The sequence below is a fragment of the Martinezella sp. CNPSo 3890 genome (assembly GCF_057784455.1).
In genome coordinates, this window is sequence record NZ_JBXSOR010000026.1 from 38,974 (window position 1) to 56,356 (window position 17,383).

Consider the following 17,383-nt stretch of genomic DNA (forward strand, 5'->3'; position numbering starts at 1 on the left):
TATGGCGCTGGAACCGCACGATATTCTTTGACCTCAGCCCGAAGCGCCTATATCGAAGGCGACATGACGGGCAAACGGCCGCCCGATGTGTCTTTGGGATGCAAAAGGAGCGGCAGACATTGAAAAGAGCGCATAGGCTTTTGTGAATCCCAATCGATCCGAGGGGATATGCGCCGACACCGGGTGACGGACGTAAGATGAAATTTCTCGATGAAGCAAAGGTCTATATTCGCTCAGGCGATGGTGGCGCGGGCAGCGTCTCCTTCCGTCGCGAGAAGTTCATCGAGTTCGGCGGCCCGGATGGCGGCGATGGCGGCCGCGGCGGCGATGTCTGGGTGGAGGCCGTTAACGGCCTGAATACACTGATCGATTTCCGCTACCAACAGCACTTCAAGGCGAAGGTCGGCATGCATGGCATGGGCAAGAACCGCGCCGGCGCCAAGGGCGACGACGTGACGCTGAAAGTGCCCGTGGGAACGCAGATCTTCGAAGAGGACCAGGAAACGCTGATCTGCGATTTGACGGAAGAAGGCCAGCGCTTCCGGCTGGCCGCAGGTGGCAATGGTGGCTTCGGTAATGCCTATTTCAAATCCTCGGTCAATCAGGCGCCGGACTGGGCCAATCCCGGTCTTCCGGGCGAAGAAAAGACCATCTGGCTGCGGCTGAAACTCATCGCCGATGCCGGCCTCGTCGGCCTGCCGAATGCCGGAAAATCGACGTTTCTCGCAGCCGTCAGCCGTGCACGGCCGAAGATCGCCAATTATCCCTTCACGACGCTGCATCCTAATCTCGGCGTTGCCACCATCGACGGCCAGGAGTTCATTTTGGCCGATATTCCCGGCCTGATCGAAGGCGCCCATGAAGGTGTGGGCATCGGCGACCGCTTCCTCGGCCATGTCGAGCGCACGCGCGTGCTGCTGCATCTGGTCTCCGCCCAGGAAGAAAAGGTCGGCAAGGCCTACAAGACCGTGAAGCACGAGCTGGAAGCCTATGGCAACGACATCACGGACAAGCCGGAAATCGTTGCCCTCTCGCAGATCGACGTGCTGGACGAGGAAACGCTGAAGAAGAAGACGCGCGAGCTGGCGCGGGCCTGTGGCAAGACGCCCTTCCAGATTTCCGCCGCCACCGGGCGCGGCATGACGGAAGTGCTGCGCGCGCTACGCGACGTCATCGTCGAAGCCAATGCCGGCGAAGCGGACAAGCCGGCAAAAACGCCGAAGCTGCGGCATCGCGACATGCAGTCCGCCGATGATGTCGGCGCTGACGACGAGGACAATCAGGGATGACTGCCCGCAAGCCGCTCGATCGCTACCGCCGCATCGTCATCAAGATCGGCTCGGCCCTTCTCGTCGATCGCAAGACCGGCTTGAAGAAATCCTGGCTCGACGGCATGTGCGCGGATATCGCCGCATTAAAGGCCAAGGGCATCGATGTTCTGGTCGTCTCCTCGGGCGCGATCGCGCTTGGCCGCTCCGTGCTCGACCTGCCCTCCGGCGCGCTGAAGCTGGAGGAAAGCCAGGCGGCAGCGGCTGTTGGCCAGATTTCGCTGGCCCGTGCCTGGTCGGAAAGCCTATCGCATGACAATATCGTCGCCGGCCAGATCCTGCTGACGCTCGGCGACACGGAAGAGCGCCGGCGCTATCTCAATGCGCGCGCCACCATCAACCAGCTCCTGAAAATCGGCGCGGTGCCGATCATCAACGAGAACGATACGGTCGCGACCAGCGAAATCCGCTATGGCGACAATGATCGCCTCGCCGCCCGCGTCGCCACCATGACCGGCGCCGACCTTCTCGTGCTGCTATCTGACATCGACGGGCTCTATACCGCCCCGCCGCATCTCGATCCGCAGGCGAAATTCCTCGATACGATCGCCGAGATCACGCCCGAGATCGAAGCCATGGCCGGCGGTGCCGCCTCGGAGCTGTCGCGCGGCGGCATGCGCACGAAGATCGATGCCGGCAAGATAGCGACCGGAGCCGGCTGCGCCATGATTATTGCTTCCGGCAAGACCGACCGGCCGCTGAATGCGATCGAAAGCGGCGCCCGTTCCTCCTGGTTCGCGCCGTCGGGAACGCCCGTCACCGCCCGCAAGACCTGGATTGCCGGGCAGCTGCAGCCGGCCGGCGAATTGCATGTCGATGATGGCGCCGTCACCGCGCTTGGCGCTGGCAAGAGCCTGCTGCCGGCCGGCGTGCGCCGCGTCGTCGGCCATTTCGGCCGCGGCGACACTGTTGCCGTCGTCGGCCCCTCCGGCCGTGAGATCGCCCGCGGCCTTGTCGGCTATGATGCCGAAGAGGCCCGCCAGATCACCGGCCGCAAATCGGCGGAGATCGAGGCGATCCTCGGCTATGCCGGCCGCGCCGCCATGGTGCATCGCGACGATCTCGTCATGACGGCATCCGTCAAGGCGAAGGCCGAGAAATCGAAGAAGGATGAAGCTCATGCTTGATACTGTCGCACAAAGCCCCGACATCGACGCGCTGATGAACGATATCGGCCGCAAGGCCCGGGCTGCGTCGCGACCTCTGGCCTTCGCGTCGACTGACAGCAAGAACAAGGCGCTGAATGCCATGGCGGACACCATCCTGGCTCGCAAGGATCATATCCTCGCTGAAAACGCCAAAGATCTGAAAGACGTCGAAGGCACCGATATGCTCGCCTCCTTCGTCGATCGCCTGACGCTGAACGACAAGCGTGTCGCCGAAATGGCCGAAGGCATTCGCGCCATCGCCGCTCTCCCCGATCCCGTCGGCGAAGTCATCGCCGCCTGGGATCGTCCGAACGGCCTGAAGATCGAGCGCGTCCGCACGCCGCTTGGCGTCATCGGCGTCATCTTCGAAAGCCGGCCGAATGTCACTGCCGACGCCGGCGCACTGTGCCTGAAGGCCGGCAATGCCGTGATCCTGCGCTGCGGCAGCGATTCGCGCCGCTCCTCGCAGGCGATCCATGGGTGCCTGGTCGAAGGATTGAAGGCCGCCGGCCTGCCGGAACATGCCATCCAGCTCGTGCCCGTCAGCGATCGCGCCGCCGTCGGCGCCATGCTGCGCGGCCTCGAAGGCAATATCGATGTTATCGTGCCGCGCGGCGGCAAGAGCCTTGTCGCCCGCGTGCAGACCGAGGCGCGCGTGCCGGTCTTTGCCCATCTCGAAGGCCTCTGCCACATCTATATCGATGCCTCGGCCGATCTCGACATGGCGAAATCCATCGTCGTCAACGCCAAGATGCGCCGCACCGGCATCTGCGGCGCCGCCGAAACGCTGCTGGTCGACAAGAAGGTCGCTTCCACCCATCTGAAGCCGCTGCTTGACGGACTTGCCGCGGCGGGCTGCGAAATTCGTGGCTCCGCCGATGTCCTGCAGCTCGTTCCCGGCCTCAAAACGGCAACGGAAGAGGATTGGACGACGGAATATCTCGCCGCCATCATCTCGGTCGCGCTGGTCGACGGGATTTCCGGGGCAATCGGCCATATCGGCAAATATTCGTCGAACCATACCGAAGCCGTGATTGCCGAAGACCCTGATGTTGTCGAGCGCTTCTTCACCGAGATCGATTCGGCGATCCTGCTGCACAATGCCTCAACGCAATTTGCCGATGGCGGCGAATTCGGCATGGGTGCGGAAATCGGCATCGCCACCGGCAAGATGCATGCGCGCGGGCCTGTCGGCGTCGAGCAGCTCACCTCCTTCAAATATCGCGTTCGCGGCACCGGACAGATACGGCCCTGACGTGCTGAAAGAAGAGGTTGATCAACGCTATCTGCGCATGCCCCATGCCGAGCGCGGCATGGTGGTCGGTCTTTTTGGCGGCTCGTTCAACCCGCCGCATCGCGGTCATGCGCTGGTCGCCGAGATCGCCATTCGCCGGCTTGGCCTCGATCAGCTCTGGTGGATGGTAACACCGGGCAATCCGCTAAAGAGCCGCAATCATCTGGCGCCGCTTGCCGAGCGCATCGCGCTGAGCGAGCAGATCCTCCACAATCCGCGTATCAAGGTGACAGCGTTCGAGCAGACGCTGGGCATGAGCTATACCGCCAATACGCTGGCCTACGTGAAGGCACGCAACCGCCAGGTTCATTTCATCTGGATCATGGGCGCCGACAGTCTGAATACGTTCCATCGCTGGCAGAAATGGCAGGAAATCGCGCAAACCTTCCCGATCGCCGTCATCGACCGGCCGGGATCGACGCTCTCCTATCTCTCGGCCAAGATGGCAAAGACCTTCCATTATGCCCGCGTGGATGAAGATGACGCCCGCGTGCTCTGGAAGAAGCGTGCGCCGGCCTGGACCTTTATCCATGGACCGCGTTCGGCACTGAGCTCGACCGCCTTGCGCGCCGCTCAATAATTCCGCCAATTTTTCGGGAAGCCTGAAAAATAAAAAGCCCGACGCGGGAGGAGGTGCGTCGGGCTTTTGAACCTGATCAGCAACTGGGAGGAGGAGAGTTGCTGATCCATATCGAACGGCATTGGGAGGAGGAGATCGCCGTTTCGATGATTATGTTTTACCAGATTTTACCGATTGATAAATGGGCGATTGCGCAATGCAGCAATGCATATGACGCATGGCTATGAAAATTTTCTGCCCAAAAAACGCTTCTTTTGCGAAGTTCTCGCCATTTGATTGTCAGTATCGGGCTTAATTCGGCGAAAGAATGGCGCAAGATCCCACGGTTCGTAACGTTACGTCGTACTTCGTGAGCGTTCGCCAATCCACTGGGCAAATTCAGTCATGCATTTTTGTAATGCCAAAACCGCTCATATGCGCTGCGTCGCGGAAAATCCATAAAATTCGTAGGTTTACGCGATCATTTCGCGATATATTTTTGCAAATACATCCCTAGTCAAGCCTCGCGTGTCGTTATATCTCTCAAAATATGTCGACATCTTTGGAGAGAATTAGGATGACCACCAGCCGACGCCAATGGATCAAGCTCGCAACCGCCGCGGTATCAGCCGCATGGCTTGGCCTTTCGGTCATTCCGGCACCGGCCCTCGCCGCCGACAAGATCGTCGTCTTTGCCGCCGCCAGCATGAAGAACGCGCTCGACAACGCCGATGCCGCCTTCACCAAGGAAACCGGCAAGGAGGTCACTGTCTCCTACGCGGCGAGCGGACCGCTTGCAAAGCAGCTTGAAAATGGCGCGCCGGCCGATGTTTTCATCTCCGCTGACACGAACTGGATGGATTATGTCGCCGGCAAGAAGCTGATCAAGGACGATAGCCGCATCAACCTGCTGGGTAACAAGCTCGTTCTCGTCGCCGCCAAGGACAAGGCGAAGCCGGTCAAGATCAAGCAGGGCTTCGATCTTGCTAACCTGCTTGGCGACGGCAGGCTGGCGATCGGCCAGCCGGAATCGGTACCAGCAGGCAAATACGGCAAGACGGCGCTGGAAAAGCTCGGCGTCTGGGCTTCAGTCGAAAAGAAGGTCGCTGGCGCTGAAAGCGTTCGCGCAGCCCTCGCGCTCGTTTCGCGCGGCGAAGCGCCTTACGGCATCGTCTATCAGACCGATGTCTCGGCCGATCCTGGCGTTGCGGTCGTCGGCACCTTTCCGGCAGACAGCCACCCGCCGATCGTCTACCCGATCGCCATCACCAGCAGCAGCAAGAACCCGGACGTACAAGCCTATTTCGACTTTCTGAAATCGGCTAAGGCTGTTCCGTTCTTCGCGCATGAAGGCTTCACGATCCTGAAGCAGTGAGCGTCATCACCGCAAGTCAGGTATGAAAAGTTCAAGCCCTCAGGCTCGCTGACTCGTGGCGAGCCTGAGATGTTTTAAGGGGCGGGTATTTGGAAGCGTTGGGTCTGAGCAGCGACGAATGGACTGCAATAGAGCTGAGCCTGCGCGTTTCCATCGTCGCCATGCTGATCAGCCTGCCCTTCGGCATCGGAGCTGCATATTTGCTTGCACGCGGGCGCTTCTGGGGTAAATCGGTCCTCAATGGCGTCATCCATCTGCCGCTGATCCTGCCGCCCGTCGTCACCGGCTTCATCCTCCTCATCCTCTTCGGCCGAAAGGGGCCGATCGGATCTTTACTTGATCAATATCTCGGCCTCGTCTTCTCCTTCCGCTGGACTGGGGCAGCACTTGCCTGCGGCGTCATGGGTTTCCCGTTGATGGTCAGAAGCATCCGCCTGTCGCTTGAAGCGGTCGATCGCAAGCTGGAGGAAGCGGCCGGCACGCTGGGCGCCAGCCCCATCTGGACCTTTCTGACGGTCACGCTGCCCTTGATCCTGCCCGGGATCATCGCCGGCATGATCCTCTCCTTCGCCAAGGCCATGGGCGAATTCGGCGCCACCATCACCTTCGTCTCCAACATTCCCGGCGAGACCCAGACGCTGTCTTCGGCGATCTACACCTTCACGCAGGTTCCAGGCGGCGATGCCGGCGCCATGCGGCTGACCATCGTCGCCATCGTCATTTCCATGGCGGCGCTGCTCGCCTCGGAATTCCTCGCCTATCTCGCAGGCCGCAGGGTGGATTTCGAATGACGCTTTCGGTCGATATCCGCCACCGCCTCGGCGCCTTCTCCCTGGAGGCTGCATTCACGTCCGATGGCGGCGTGACGGCCCTTTTCGGCCGCTCCGGCTCCGGCAAGACGTCGATCGTCCGTATCATTGCCGGCCTGACACGCCCTGATTACGGCCGCGTCAGCCTGGACGATGCGGTGCTCGCGGACACCGACAGACAGATCTTCGTGCCGCGTCACCGCCGCCGCTTCGGCTATGTCTTCCAGGAAGCGCGCCTGTTTCCGCATCTATCCGTGCGGCAGAACCTCAATTACGGCCGCTGGTTCGCATCCAAAAGCGAGCGCAGCGAAAGCTTCGATGGCGTCGTCGATCTCCTCGGCATCGGCGCACTGCTCGACCGGCGCCCGGCAAAGCTCTCGGGCGGCGAAAAGCAGCGCGTCGCGATCGGCCGGGCCCTGCTCTCCTCTCCACGGCTTCTGCTGATGGACGAACCGCTGGCAGCACTCGACGAGGCCCGCAAGGCGGAAATCCTTCCCTATCTCGAGCGGCTTCGCGACGAGACCAATATACCGATCATCTATGTCAGCCACTCCATCGCCGAAGTGGCGCGCCTCGCCAACCGTGTCGTCGTCATGCGCGACGGCAAGGTCGAGGCGATCGGCGCCGCCATCGACATCTTCAGCCAGCTCTCCGGCCCGCTAGCGGAAGACCGACGCGAAGCCGGTGTGCTGCTGGAAGGCCGCGTCGAAGCGATCGACGATAACAATCATCTCACCGTCGTCGCCCTGAAGGCGGCAAGACTGATCGTGCCGGGACAGGTAGCCGCGGTCGGCAAGACGGTGCGTGTCCATATTCCCGCCCGTGACGTCATGCTGGCGACGACGCGGCCGGAGGGTCTCAGCGCCCTCAATATCCTCGGCGGCGAAGTGCTGGGAATCGGCACGGCGGCTGACGGGACGGCTGAGATCAGGGTCGATTGCGGCGGCGACATCGTCACTGCCCGCATCACGCAATTCTCAGCCGAACGGCTGGGGCTGCGCATCGGGCTGCCGGTCCATGCGGTCATCAAGACCGTGGCGCTCGAACATTAGTCAGGATTTTTTCGAAGAAGCGTCCGCCGAGCTGCGATTGGCTTCGAGCCAGTTCAGGTCATCGGCTATTGCCGCGCGCAGCGTCGTTTCCATGCCGCGGAACCGCCGCAGCAACTCCTCGCCAAACGGCGTCAGGGCGGCGCCGCCACCCTTCTGGCCGCCACGTTGCGATTCGACGACCGGTTCGCGGAACATATGATTGAGTTCGCTGATAAGCAGCCAGGCCCGGCGATAGGACATGTCCATGGCGCGGCCGGCGGCCGAGATCGAGCCGGTCTCCTGAATATGCTCGAGAAGCTCCATCTTGCCACGCCCAAGCCGATCCTGCCCCGAAAAGCTGATGCGGAGAATGGGCTTCAACGATGACTGCGGAGCGTCGGTCATGGCACCTGTAACGGTTTGGTCTCAATGGTTTATAGGCGGCTTTCGCGCGCCTGTACATGCCGGGGAGAATGGACGGAAGACGGCAGCGGCCTATGTGATTCCCAATACAATGGCGCACTTCCAAACAGGAGCGGCGCGAGTTCTTCATCGTCGCACGGATGGGAAAAACAATGCCGGCTTTGACCGCAAAATGACCTGGCGATCAATTACTCACTGACGCTGCGCCGTTCCGTTTTGATCGCGGCTTTTTGAGTGCATAAGTTCCCTCTCGGTTACATGCAGGATGGTGGCGGCTTGTTGACTCTTACTCTTTATGAAGGCAATTACAGTATTATGGTTGGGACCACGTAATTTTCTTCGTGTAAGTTGAATTTATTTCCGGGAGCAGTATTTATGAATAAAATGACGAATATATCGTCGTTAGGAGGACAGAAAATCTTGGAGCGAGATATCGTTCCATCGAAACCTTCAGTCATTACTTTGGGTGGCTGCAACCTTTTTCAGTCATTTGTTCCGCTGAGAGATATATTTGATTTCACTCATTTCTGGCGCGCCGCGATTCCGATTACCGCATCGAGAACAGTTTCCATAGATTATGGACAATTCAGTGATGAAACAGTCATAAGGCTCCTAGAGCGAGACGCAACGAAAGTAGTGTATCAACGAGTGAAGGCAGCGCCCGATAGCTCAATTATTTTTGAGGCAGCAGCCGATTTTACAAACAAATTTCTAAAGATAGGGGATTCTTTCTTACCGGATATACGAAGCAGCGTGTTTGGCTCAGAGTTTGAGAACGTTGAGTTTAAGGAAGATTCAGAGCTTGCTAACGCTGAGGTAATTTCTCCAGATTCGGATTATTATTGGGAGGTCTGGAAATATTATTTTGATCTAATGTACAAGGATCTACTGCAAGAGCGAATCCAACGAGGAGTTCAAGTTATATTTCTTTCTAGAAGATTATGCCTGAGCGAATTGAAGGAAGGTGAATTTGTTCCACTTCCAAACGTAAGAGAGATTGCGAGACGAAATCTTATATTGGACGATATCGAGGATTTTGTTTCTCAGTATGAAGGTATAGTGATGATTAAATCATCACCAGATCTCCTGTACACATCCGAGCACGCCATTGGTGGCGCATGGGAATTTCACCCACATGAGGGATACTATGCTGATCTGCGCTCCAAATTTATGGAAGCGTTGGTGCCGGCCACAGGAAAGGGCGAAAAATACCTTGCAAGTTGGATTGCTGACGCGGATAGGAACTTAAGTAAAGCCAGATATTCATGCGCTTCGTTGGAGCGCGAGCTCGACCGGCTTCAAAGTCTCCTTCAACAGGTTAGTCAGAATGCTGAGCAAAGCCAGTCTAGGTGTGATGCACTTGAAAAAGAGCTGGCGGGAAAGAATGAGATTATCGCCTCGCAAGAGAAAGCGATTGAACTCCTCGGCTCGGAAGTTTCCGATCTTAGATCGCAAAATGCCAGGCTCAATCTCCTATCTACATTTATGGCTCAACGATATACGACTGGGAAACTGAGTCTTATCGATAAGTTGGGACGCTTGTGCGCTCTGAGATTCGAAGCAAAGCAGCTCCGAAAACTTGGATTTGACGAGCGAAAATATCTAGATGCGAACCCGGACGTAAAGAATACCGGAATGGTCGCAGAGACGCATTATCTGCTGTATGGTATGAAGGAGGGAAGGAAAATAATCAGCACTCTCGGTATTATTCTCTGCAGCATGATGATGTCAGATTATTTTCCATCAGATTCATCGCTCATCGGAACCCTGAGCGCTGCCTCCACTGACATTGAGACCAGACGCTAATTCAAATTAATCTTTGGGACTCCCACACCCTCCGGCGGTTTACACCTCAATATTCGGACCTAGCACAAGAAGCACATGAACGCCGCGGAAATCGTGACAAAAAAGCTAAACGTCATGAAGGCAGTTATGCTTCGCGACATGCGCACAAGGTTTTTCAACCATGGGCTAGGTTTTGCTCTTGTGCCTTTGTGGCCCCTCGTTCACATTTTCATAGTGATTGTGATAAATATCGCTTCGGGTCGAACTGCCCCATACGGCGAAAGCCCAATGCTTTATTTCGCCACTGGCCTTATCCCGACTTTGACCTTCATATACATCTCCCGGTTTATGTCCGTTTCCCTATTGATGAATAGCTCAATGCTCTCATTCCCAATTGTGAAGGTTACAGACATTTTGTTTGGAAGGGCGATTCTTGAAGTCATAGCGGCGATGATAAACATTGCGCTGGTATGGATTATTTTCGCGGCGCTCGGGATTGACCCATATCCCAACGATCCGCTTCAAGCGACATTTGCTTTTCTGGCGCTGATTTTCCTAGCTGTTGGAATAGGAACCATTGTTGGCACCATAACCCAATTTCTGCCAATTGTGGCCACAGGCTACGGGCTGATGGGTATTGTTTTCTATATATCCAGCGGAGCGTTATTTGTCGCGCCAAACCTTCCTGATCAAATCGCGATTCCGCTTTCATACAACCCCGTGTTGCAATGCGTGGAATGGATGCGAGTTGCATTTTATGAAGGATATAGCGATAGGCTTCTGAATCGAGAGTATGTTTTGTCTTTTGCTTTAGGCGCATTGTTTGTCGGCTTGACCTCTGAAAGGCTCTCGCGGCGAATTTTGCTAGACGTGACCTAATTTTTTTAGCTTGCCAGACCTTCAAGACCAATCTTGGAATTCATCCGGTCCAGATTCTCCTCCCAAGAAAGAGCCGTTTTGACGATAAACTCAAGGCTGTCATGCTTAGGTACCCATCCGAGCTCGGTAAACGCTACAGTTGGATTTGACACAATTGAGACAGCATCACCTTCTCGTCTTGGGGAATAACTGACATTGATATCACGACCAGCTACTCTCCTGACGCAATTGAGTACTTCTAAAACCGAAAACCCGCGACCATAACCGCAATTCGCAATTATCGAGCTGCCCCCCTCACGCATTCGCTTTAGCGCCCTAAGGTGAGCCTCGGTGAGATCGCTGACATGGATGAAGTCGCGCACACACGTTCCGTCGTGGGTCGGGTAATCCGTGCCATAGATTTCAATCCTGTCACGCTTCCCTAATGCGGTCTCGGTTGCGACCTTTATGAGATGTGTCGCACCTACAGTCGATTGGCCGGTTCGTCCCCTCGGGTCCGCGCCAGCCACGTTGAAATACCTCAAGGCAGTATAAGTGAAATCATAAGCCCTCGATGCATCACGCAGCATGATTTCAGTCATTAGTTTCGATGTACCGTAGGGCGATTCCGGACGTAAGGCGGCCGTCTCAACGACGGGATCATTATTCTCTTGTGTGCCATAGACCGCAGCAGTCGAGGAGAACACAAAATACCGCACTCCCGCCTCGACGGCCGCGGCTATTAACGCTTGCGATTTTACTGTGTTGTTCTCGTAGTATGAAAGCGGATCGGCAACGGACTCCGGCACTACAACCGAACCGGCGAAATGAATGATGGCATCGACGCTGTTTTCGGAAAAGATCGTACGGAGCAGACCTCTGTCAGCAATATCGCCTTTATAAAACCGCGCCTCAGGGGCGACAGCCCAATAAAATCCGGTCGAGAGCCTATCTAACACGACCACTGTTTCGCCTGCTTCAATCAAGGACCAGACCATGTGACTGCCAATATATCCAGCCCCTCCAGTGACAAGAACTGCCATGTGACCTCAAAAAATATTGCATCCAAATCGCGCTTTGCCCGCGGCTATAGGTTACCCAAACGCGAGCATTCACGCCGAAAAACAAATGTAAGTTTTATATAGACAGGCGAATTCAAAAAGGATACACGCATGACGCACAACTTATATATTTCTCCTTGCGTTGTGGCAAGAAGAACACAACTAAAATATTGTAATCTGGTGGATTTTTACATTAGGCGATCGGCTAATATAAGGCGTCTACCTGATGCAACCAAAACAGCCTGGGTCAGCGACAGTGACTTTCATTTCCTCCGACGACGCATCTAGCGTTCAGCGTATTCAAGAGCTGGAAATCGAAAATCGACATCTTAAATCACGACTAGCGGCACTCGCCTTTCTGGGGTCTCAACCGGAAGAGCAGCAGGATGAAGTGACCGCGACCAATCACGCCCTATCGTTTAATGCCGAATACGCTTTTGACGACAATCGCGATACTGCCCTTTCCCACAAAGACGTCTCGTTCAACTCCACTCTGCACATATTCCATATGGAATATTTCGGCATCAGAGCGGCAGCTGGAAATCTTCCCGGCGCTAAGCTTGCTATCCGCGCTGAGAAGCCTCTATCACAACATGCGACTGCAAAAATCATCGATACCATCCAACGAATAGGATATGATCGCCTGGTATTGCATGGTTATTCAGCAAACATGGATTTGCTAGCCAGGCGCATAGGAGGCTCTGACGGGCCGGACTTGTTCTGTGTATGGCACGGCAACTTTGCTCAGCTCGCATATAAAGATGAGCGTGCTGCTTTTCAACGATGGCTGAAATTGCAAAACGACGGACTAGTTTCCCGAGCTCATATTTTGAAGCAGAATGCAAGTGAATTCCTCACCAAAGGCTTTACCCCTCTGCTGCTGAACCTGCCGCCCAAATGGAATCGCCAAAGGATATCCGCGCCATTTTCGACTAAGGCCACCACCACGGCGTTTCTACCGAGTTGGTCAGATATTCGAAAAAACTGGCACGCCAATATGTTGGCAGCGTCTAAGACGCCAGCAGTGAAGAAAATTTTTTATTACGCCGACACGAGACCCCTGTTCGCGCTTGAAAAGCCAGTGGAGAAAATCAAGTTTGATATCGCAACACATCTTGACGTTGTCGCCTCTGTGGACGTGATATTCAATGTCACTCTGATCGACTGTCATCCAATGGTTGATTTGGAAGCTATCGCATGCGGAACGCCTTCTATAACCGCTCGTCTTTTTCTAGATGAGATTGAAAATCACCCCTATGCCCGCCTCACAGAAGTCGACAATCCCTTAGATGCTGACGCTGTGGCGAGGACCGCCTCAAAAGTTGCGGAAGTTCCACATTCAGAACTAGCAGCGATGATGTCTGACTATTCCTCAAATATCACTAAGACAAGCCTGTCTCGATATCGTGAATTTCTGCGGCTCTAAGATTTACATAAGAAGGACAATATAATGGCACTTGGGCATAAGACTTGCTATTCGCATTTCGGTGAAGATCAAATTGTAAGTTTTCTATTTGGTGAACAAAAGACAGCAGGTCTTTATTTCGATGTCGGCTGCTATCATCCATCACTCTTTTCTAACACCTACCTTTTCTATGAGCGCGGTTGGCGCGGCATCCTAGTAGATGCCAATCCCTTTATGATCAACCTCTGCCATGAGGAGCGGCCGGAAGATGTTGCGTTAAATAGGGCGATCGGAGGTGAAAATGGAATGGCGACCCTTTATAAATTTAACGACTGGGGCTCAAGCAATACAATTGACGCAAACTTCCGCGATAATATCGTACAAAGCCAAAAGGTGGAAGTGACAGAAACCGTGGACGTGGAGATGATCACCCTGAAGTCCTTATTCGAGACTCACTCAGAAGGCCGAGAGATAGACTTTCTCAATATTGACATTGAAAATGTCGATTACGACGCATTAAGCGGAAATGACTGGCAAATCTTTCGCCCCAAAGTAATTGCGATCGAAGATTTAGGATTTCGGCTTAATCAGCCCGAAAATTCATCTATCCATATGTTTCTTAGCGCTCGCGGTTACCGCATGGAGGCCCGCGCAGTGTACACCTCTATTTACGTCGCCGATGAGGCACGGGCATCCTTGAACGTGTGATGACCTAAGGTCATAAGCTTAATATTTGTCGTTTATCTAAGGTACTTGACTGATGAGAAAGATTTGCTTCGTCGCTCCGGAGCTTGCGCCTTTTTCCGCAGGTGGGATTGGCGTGCTGATCCATAATCTCCTCATCGAATACGAAGATGAAAAGGTTGAGTACCACGTTCTCGCCCTCAGCGACTCATCCATCGACAACAATGTTTTTGCGCACATTTTTCCGAAGGCAACGCTATGGAGGTCGGCGGATGTCCTTCCGATGACCTCAGACGCTGCCCTAGCTCCCCCAGATTGGGCTTTCACGACTCATCCGTGGCATTTTAAATCATACCAAGCCGCACAGGCACTAAAGGATTTAGCAGCAAGAGGAATCGTCTTCGATATTGTCGAGTTTCCGGACTGGGGCGGCTTAGGGTTTTGCGCCACACAGGAGAAACTTCTCGGCAATCTCGGATCCACCTTGATCTCAGTCAGGCTGCATAGCACGGATTCGATTCTGCGTGCGGGGGAACCGGTAACCGGGGGCCACGGCGCGGCAAATCTGTCAGACTTAGAAAGGAAGTCGCTGCTTGACGCAGATATTGTCGTCGCGCATCTCTCATCAATTGCTGAGGCCACTCAAAAACACTTCGGATTATCTCAAGAGTGGCTAGCCAGCGTTCATGTCGACTCGCCGCCAATCCCGCTGAAGCCTGCGTCGAAATCGATAACCTTTGAGGCGACTACAAATATATGCTTTCCCAGTAAAATCCAGGCCCTGAAGCGTCCCGATGTATTCCTTAATGGAGCATTGGCTTTCATGCGCTCACATAGCGACTACAAGGGTAACATTCTCTTCGTTGCACATCCTTCGGATGAAGGCCTAAGACACCAACTCGCCAGCAGGATACCCCCGGAATTCGCGGAAAGAGTTTCGTTCCTATTGAACGCCCCAACTTCTGTTAGAATTTCCATTCTGGAAAAGTCAATTTCGGTTTTTCCGTCGCCATTTGAGAGCTTTTGTCTTGCCGCCTATGAAGCATCGATGCAGGGAGGCTGGGTTGCGCTGAACGGTGCTAATCCAGCATTTTCGAACGAGACTATTTGGAAAGATGGCACGAACTGCCTGAAGTTTGACGGCACTTCACTCGGCTTGGCCGAGCGCCTAGAGAGAGCCTGGCTTGATCGCCACAAAACCCAGCTCCATCCGGTAGCACATAAATCAGCGAACCGACCGTATTGGATGACTTGGCCGGTTCGCCGGACGCGCGAGGTTCGCGGATTCGCCCACAAGAAAAGGCCGTTGGTGTCAATAGTTGTCCCCTATTTCAATATGGGGAGGTACATTCATAGAACATTGGAGTCGGCACTCGCCTCGACATATACAAATATAGAGATTGTTCTCGTTGACGATTGTTCAACCGACGCACATAGCCGAATGGTTCTTGAGAAAATTCGTCAGGCTGAGCAGTTTGACTGTGTGAGAGTTGTTTCGGCGCCCACAAATGTTGGCCTATCTGCTGCACGTAATCTCGGAATTCGCGAAGCACAAGGCGAATTCATTCTTACGCTTGATTCAGACGATCTCATTCGAAGTGACTTTATCGAACTTGCGGTGAATGCACTTCTTAGGAATCCAAAACATTCACTGGTTGTACCACAAACTGCATTCGTATCAGACACCTCGTCAAACGCAGAAATGTCGGTAATAGACTATGCACTTTTCGTTGGAGAAGCCGTACGTGGAGGAGCAATGGCTAACCGTTTCTCAACGGCCACAAGCCTTGGGCGACGCGAACTTTATCTTGAGTTCCCTTATGACGAATACCTGAATTCATATGAAGATTGGGACTTTTATGCTAGGGCGGTTAGGGCTGGCAAAAGATTTATCGTCTCAAGTGATATCTATTTTTACTACAGACGTCGAGCCGGCTCCATGATCGCCGAGAATACACGCGCTCGCCATATCCGAAACTTGTCAATTATCAGGTCCAAGCAGCGGTTTGCCGCCGGCCACGCATGCGTGGATCTCAACATCATGACCGACTCGGAAGCCTCGTACCAAGCTGAGCTCGACAAACTATCAATAATCGGCACGGCGCAAATGAACGGCAATGCCGATCAAAAAGACCAATATATTCGGATGCTTCGGGCCCGGGTAGCTCATCAAGAGATACTTCTGAGGGACGCGAATACAAAGCTCTCGACGGTGCAAGATATTGTCGACGCGTGGCGATCTGGCGAAGTGGCAAATAACAACGCAACAAGCTCCAATCAGCAGTCAAAGCTTGCGGGGCCGCGCCACTCTTCGCCCTGGCTGGTTGCGCGCTGGTATCGCAAGGCCAAGCTGCAAAGATCGATCCGTGAGCTGATAAAAAGTGGTGAGTTGGACCCAGTTTGGTATCTAGAGAACAATCCCGATGTGGCGGCAGCGGGAATGGACGCTGCATGGCACTATTTGAAATATGGCCGGAATGAAGGCCGGCAAGGCCGGCCCGGAGAGTGAGATGCTATTCAAGAACAGTATTCAAGGCGGGAGAATTGAAGTTTTTTCTTCAGAGGAAGGTTGGACTCTTTCCGAAGGAAGTGGCGATAGATCTTACTGGAAGCGGCTCGTATTCGAACGAGAATTCATGCACGCTCCTTTTGTAACCGTGTCGCTTTCTGGCCTAGATGCTTCGAAGGACTCCAATCTAAGATTAGTCTTGGGCCCTCACAATATAACACCTTTTGGCTTCGATATGGAAATAAGGACTTGGGCCGACACAACGATTAACTACGTTGCTTTGACTTGGATGGCTTACGAGATTGTTGAATGACGATTAGAAGGCTTCGGTTTCTTGCAAACCTGCGAGTCTAATTTCGGTGGCACCGATTCCGGCCTCGAGAAGAAGTAGTCAGATGTCTGAGTTTAGCAGTCAGCAGATCGCCGCGATGATGAGTAGCTAGGCAGCAATGCTGGCAGTCAGCTGCCGCCTTTTTTGTCAAGCGACAAGCGCTGGATCATGTTGAACTTGTAAATAAGCTGCACAAGCTGCTGTCTTTGGGCCTTAGCTCCACACCGGCCGCTACGGGGCTATAAAGCATCCGATGCTCTATCCTTGAAAACGGAAATTGAGCGGAAGAATTGTATCCCCCCCGGTGAGGGCCGCCTTGCTGAGGTAGGCTGAAGACTGCAAGTCCTAGTGCAAGCACTAGGGATAGTCATATGGCGAAGCATCAGGTTGAGGTTATCACATCGGTCGAGCGGCGACGGCGCTGGTCACGGGAGGATAAGGAGCGGCTGGTCGCGGCGACGTTAGAGCCTGGGGCCAGCGTATCGGAGATCGCGCGATCGGCTGACATCCATTCCGGGCAATTATTCCGATGGCGCAGACAGCTCTGCCAAATATCAGCGCCGCCCACGCCGCAATTCATTCCGGTTGACGTCGTCGCGGGTTTACCAGGGCCTGATCCGGTGGAAACGACACCGCCGTCACGGCCGCGCAAGAAGACGAGCGTAGTAACGATCGAGCTCGGCCGCGGTCGACGTCTTCGCGTTGAGAGCGATATCGACACCGAAGCCTTGGGCCGCATCCTTGATGTTCTGGAGCGGCGATGATCCCGGTTCCAAGCGGCGT

18 protein-coding genes are annotated in these 17,383 nt (G+C 54.6%); 16 read left to right on the forward strand and 2 right to left on the reverse strand.

All coding sequences use genetic code 11. The features are described from left to right. Positions 1–197: 197 nt before the first annotated feature. From obgE to modC, 8 genes are all read left to right on the forward strand, one after another. On the forward strand, positions 198–1,289 hold the full coding sequence (gene obgE, locus AC13RC_RS32270; protein ID WP_183809431.1) for a GTPase ObgE: 1,092 nt from the start codon (positions 198–200) through the stop codon (positions 1,287–1,289). After that, complete coding sequence (proB, locus tag AC13RC_RS32275; RefSeq protein WP_113420554.1) at positions 1,286–2,455, forward strand: glutamate 5-kinase; 1,170 nt, start codon at positions 1,286–1,288, stop codon at positions 2,453–2,455. The genes obgE and proB overlap by 4 nt, the downstream gene beginning before the upstream one ends. Beyond that, the gene (locus AC13RC_RS32280; RefSeq protein ID WP_488559625.1) at positions 2,448–3,731 is read left to right on the forward strand and encodes a glutamate-5-semialdehyde dehydrogenase; all 1,284 of its coding nucleotides are present in this window, start codon (positions 2,448–2,450) and stop codon (positions 3,729–3,731) included. Before proB ends, AC13RC_RS32280 begins: the two co-directional genes overlap by 8 nt. 37 nt (positions 3,732–3,768) lie before the next feature. Then, positions 3,769–4,350, forward strand: a complete 582-nt coding sequence (locus tag AC13RC_RS32285) for a nicotinate-nucleotide adenylyltransferase (protein WP_229002124.1) — start codon at positions 3,769–3,771, stop codon at positions 4,348–4,350. Positions 4,351–4,403: 53 nt separating this feature from the next. Then, entirely contained in the window at positions 4,404–4,577 is a 174-nt protein-coding gene (locus AC13RC_RS32290; RefSeq protein ID WP_162750795.1) for a hypothetical protein, read from the forward strand. 329 nt (positions 4,578–4,906) lie between these two features. Then, positions 4,907–5,704 carry a molybdate ABC transporter substrate-binding protein gene (gene modA, locus AC13RC_RS32295; protein WP_488559626.1) on the forward strand — a complete coding sequence of 266 codons (798 nt, stop codon included), beginning with the start codon at positions 4,907–4,909 and terminating at the stop codon, positions 5,702–5,704. 89 nt (positions 5,705–5,793) lie between these two features. Continuing rightward, positions 5,794–6,495, forward strand: coding sequence for a molybdate ABC transporter permease subunit (gene modB, locus AC13RC_RS32300; RefSeq protein WP_488559627.1), 702 nt, complete (start codon positions 5,794–5,796; stop codon positions 6,493–6,495). Beyond that, positions 6,492–7,565, forward strand: a complete 1,074-nt coding sequence (modC, locus tag AC13RC_RS32305) for a molybdenum ABC transporter ATP-binding protein (RefSeq protein WP_488559628.1) — start codon at positions 6,492–6,494, stop codon at positions 7,563–7,565. Before modB ends, modC begins: the two co-directional genes overlap by 4 nt. On the opposite strand, the gene AC13RC_RS32310 is transcribed toward modC, so the two are convergent. Then, positions 7,566–7,949 (reverse strand): winged helix-turn-helix domain-containing protein, encoded by a 384-nt coding sequence (locus AC13RC_RS32310; protein ID WP_069611416.1) that lies wholly within the window; start codon positions 7,947–7,949, stop codon positions 7,566–7,568. It abuts the gene before it with no gap. Between AC13RC_RS32310 and AC13RC_RS32315 the strand changes: the two genes are divergently transcribed. The 3 genes from AC13RC_RS32315 to AC13RC_RS32325 all read left to right on the forward strand — a co-directional run bounded on the left by AC13RC_RS32315 (position 7,948) and on the right by AC13RC_RS32325 (position 10,631). Continuing rightward, positions 7,948–8,166, forward strand: coding sequence for a hypothetical protein (locus AC13RC_RS32315; protein ID WP_488559629.1), 219 nt, complete (start codon positions 7,948–7,950; stop codon positions 8,164–8,166). The genes AC13RC_RS32310 and AC13RC_RS32315 overlap by 2 nt on opposite strands. 176 nt (positions 8,167–8,342) lie before the next feature. Next, entirely contained in the window at positions 8,343–9,773 is a 1,431-nt protein-coding gene (locus AC13RC_RS32320; RefSeq protein ID WP_488559630.1) for a hypothetical protein, read from the forward strand. Between the two features lie 75 nt (positions 9,774–9,848). Beyond that, positions 9,849–10,631: an ABC transporter permease gene (locus tag AC13RC_RS32325; protein WP_095433351.1), complete on the forward strand. Its 783-nt coding sequence runs from the start codon at positions 9,849–9,851 to the stop codon at positions 10,629–10,631. A gap of 5 nt (positions 10,632–10,636) precedes the next feature. Here AC13RC_RS32325 and galE read toward each other — a convergent pair whose 3' ends face one another. Continuing rightward, a complete protein-coding gene (galE, locus tag AC13RC_RS32330) occupies positions 10,637–11,653 on the reverse strand; it encodes a UDP-glucose 4-epimerase GalE (RefSeq protein WP_488559631.1) in 1,017 nt (338 codons plus the stop codon). A 244-nt stretch (positions 11,654–11,897) separates the two neighbouring features. Here galE and AC13RC_RS32335 point away from each other — a divergent pair, with 244 nt between their 5' ends. The 5 genes from AC13RC_RS32335 to tnpA all read left to right on the forward strand — a co-directional run bounded on the left by AC13RC_RS32335 (position 11,898) and on the right by tnpA (position 17,364). After that, positions 11,898–13,097, forward strand: a complete 1,200-nt coding sequence (locus tag AC13RC_RS32335) for a hypothetical protein (RefSeq protein WP_488559632.1) — start codon at positions 11,898–11,900, stop codon at positions 13,095–13,097. Between the two features lie 24 nt (positions 13,098–13,121). Further along, positions 13,122–13,784 carry an FkbM family methyltransferase gene (locus AC13RC_RS32340; protein WP_095433354.1) on the forward strand — a complete coding sequence of 221 codons (663 nt, stop codon included), beginning with the start codon at positions 13,122–13,124 and terminating at the stop codon, positions 13,782–13,784. 52 nt (positions 13,785–13,836) lie between these two features. Continuing rightward, the gene (locus tag AC13RC_RS32345; RefSeq protein WP_488559633.1) at positions 13,837–16,269 is read left to right on the forward strand and encodes a glycosyltransferase; all 2,433 of its coding nucleotides are present in this window, start codon (positions 13,837–13,839) and stop codon (positions 16,267–16,269) included. 1 nt (position 16,270) lies between these two features. Further along, positions 16,271–16,582, forward strand: coding sequence for an H-type lectin domain-containing protein (locus tag AC13RC_RS32350; RefSeq protein WP_069611630.1), 312 nt, complete (start codon positions 16,271–16,273; stop codon positions 16,580–16,582). Between the two features lie 389 nt (positions 16,583–16,971). After that, positions 16,972–17,364 (forward strand): IS66-like element accessory protein TnpA, encoded by a 393-nt coding sequence (tnpA, locus tag AC13RC_RS32355; protein WP_095437993.1) that lies wholly within the window; start codon positions 16,972–16,974, stop codon positions 17,362–17,364. The last annotated feature ends 19 nt before the right edge of the window (positions 17,365–17,383 follow it).

Excerpts from the sequence above, each read along its gene's own strand:
- obgE (WP_183809431.1), top strand. The coding sequence starts at position 198 with ATGAAATTTCTCGATGAAGCAAAGGTCTATATTCGCTCAGGCGATGGT.
- proB (WP_113420554.1), top strand. The coding sequence starts at position 1,286 with ATGACTGCCCGCAAGCCGCTCGATCGCTACCGCCGCATCGTCATCAAG.
- AC13RC_RS32280 (WP_488559625.1), top strand. The coding sequence starts at position 2,448 with ATGCTTGATACTGTCGCACAAAGCCCCGACATCGACGCGCTGATGAAC.
- AC13RC_RS32285 (WP_229002124.1), top strand. The coding sequence starts at position 3,769 with ATGCCCCATGCCGAGCGCGGCATGGTGGTCGGTCTTTTTGGCGGCTCG.
- modA (WP_488559626.1), top strand. The coding sequence starts at position 4,907 with ATGACCACCAGCCGACGCCAATGGATCAAGCTCGCAACCGCCGCGGTA.
- modC (WP_488559628.1), top strand. The coding sequence starts at position 6,492 with ATGACGCTTTCGGTCGATATCCGCCACCGCCTCGGCGCCTTCTCCCTG.
- AC13RC_RS32315 (WP_488559629.1), top strand. The coding sequence starts at position 7,948 with ATGGCACCTGTAACGGTTTGGTCTCAATGGTTTATAGGCGGCTTTCGC.
- AC13RC_RS32310 (WP_069611416.1), bottom strand. The coding sequence starts at position 7,949 with ATGACCGACGCTCCGCAGTCATCGTTGAAGCCCATTCTCCGCATCAGC.
- AC13RC_RS32320 (WP_488559630.1), top strand. The coding sequence starts at position 8,343 with ATGAATAAAATGACGAATATATCGTCGTTAGGAGGACAGAAAATCTTG.
- AC13RC_RS32325 (WP_095433351.1), top strand. The coding sequence starts at position 9,849 with ATGAACGCCGCGGAAATCGTGACAAAAAAGCTAAACGTCATGAAGGCA.
- galE (WP_488559631.1), bottom strand. The coding sequence starts at position 11,653 with ATGGCAGTTCTTGTCACTGGAGGGGCTGGATATATTGGCAGTCACATG.
- AC13RC_RS32335 (WP_488559632.1), top strand. The coding sequence starts at position 11,898 with ATGCAACCAAAACAGCCTGGGTCAGCGACAGTGACTTTCATTTCCTCC.
- AC13RC_RS32340 (WP_095433354.1), top strand. The coding sequence starts at position 13,122 with ATGGCACTTGGGCATAAGACTTGCTATTCGCATTTCGGTGAAGATCAA.
- AC13RC_RS32345 (WP_488559633.1), top strand. The coding sequence starts at position 13,837 with ATGAGAAAGATTTGCTTCGTCGCTCCGGAGCTTGCGCCTTTTTCCGCA.
- AC13RC_RS32350 (WP_069611630.1), top strand. The coding sequence starts at position 16,271 with ATGCTATTCAAGAACAGTATTCAAGGCGGGAGAATTGAAGTTTTTTCT.
- tnpA (WP_095437993.1), top strand. The coding sequence starts at position 16,972 with ATGGCGAAGCATCAGGTTGAGGTTATCACATCGGTCGAGCGGCGACGG.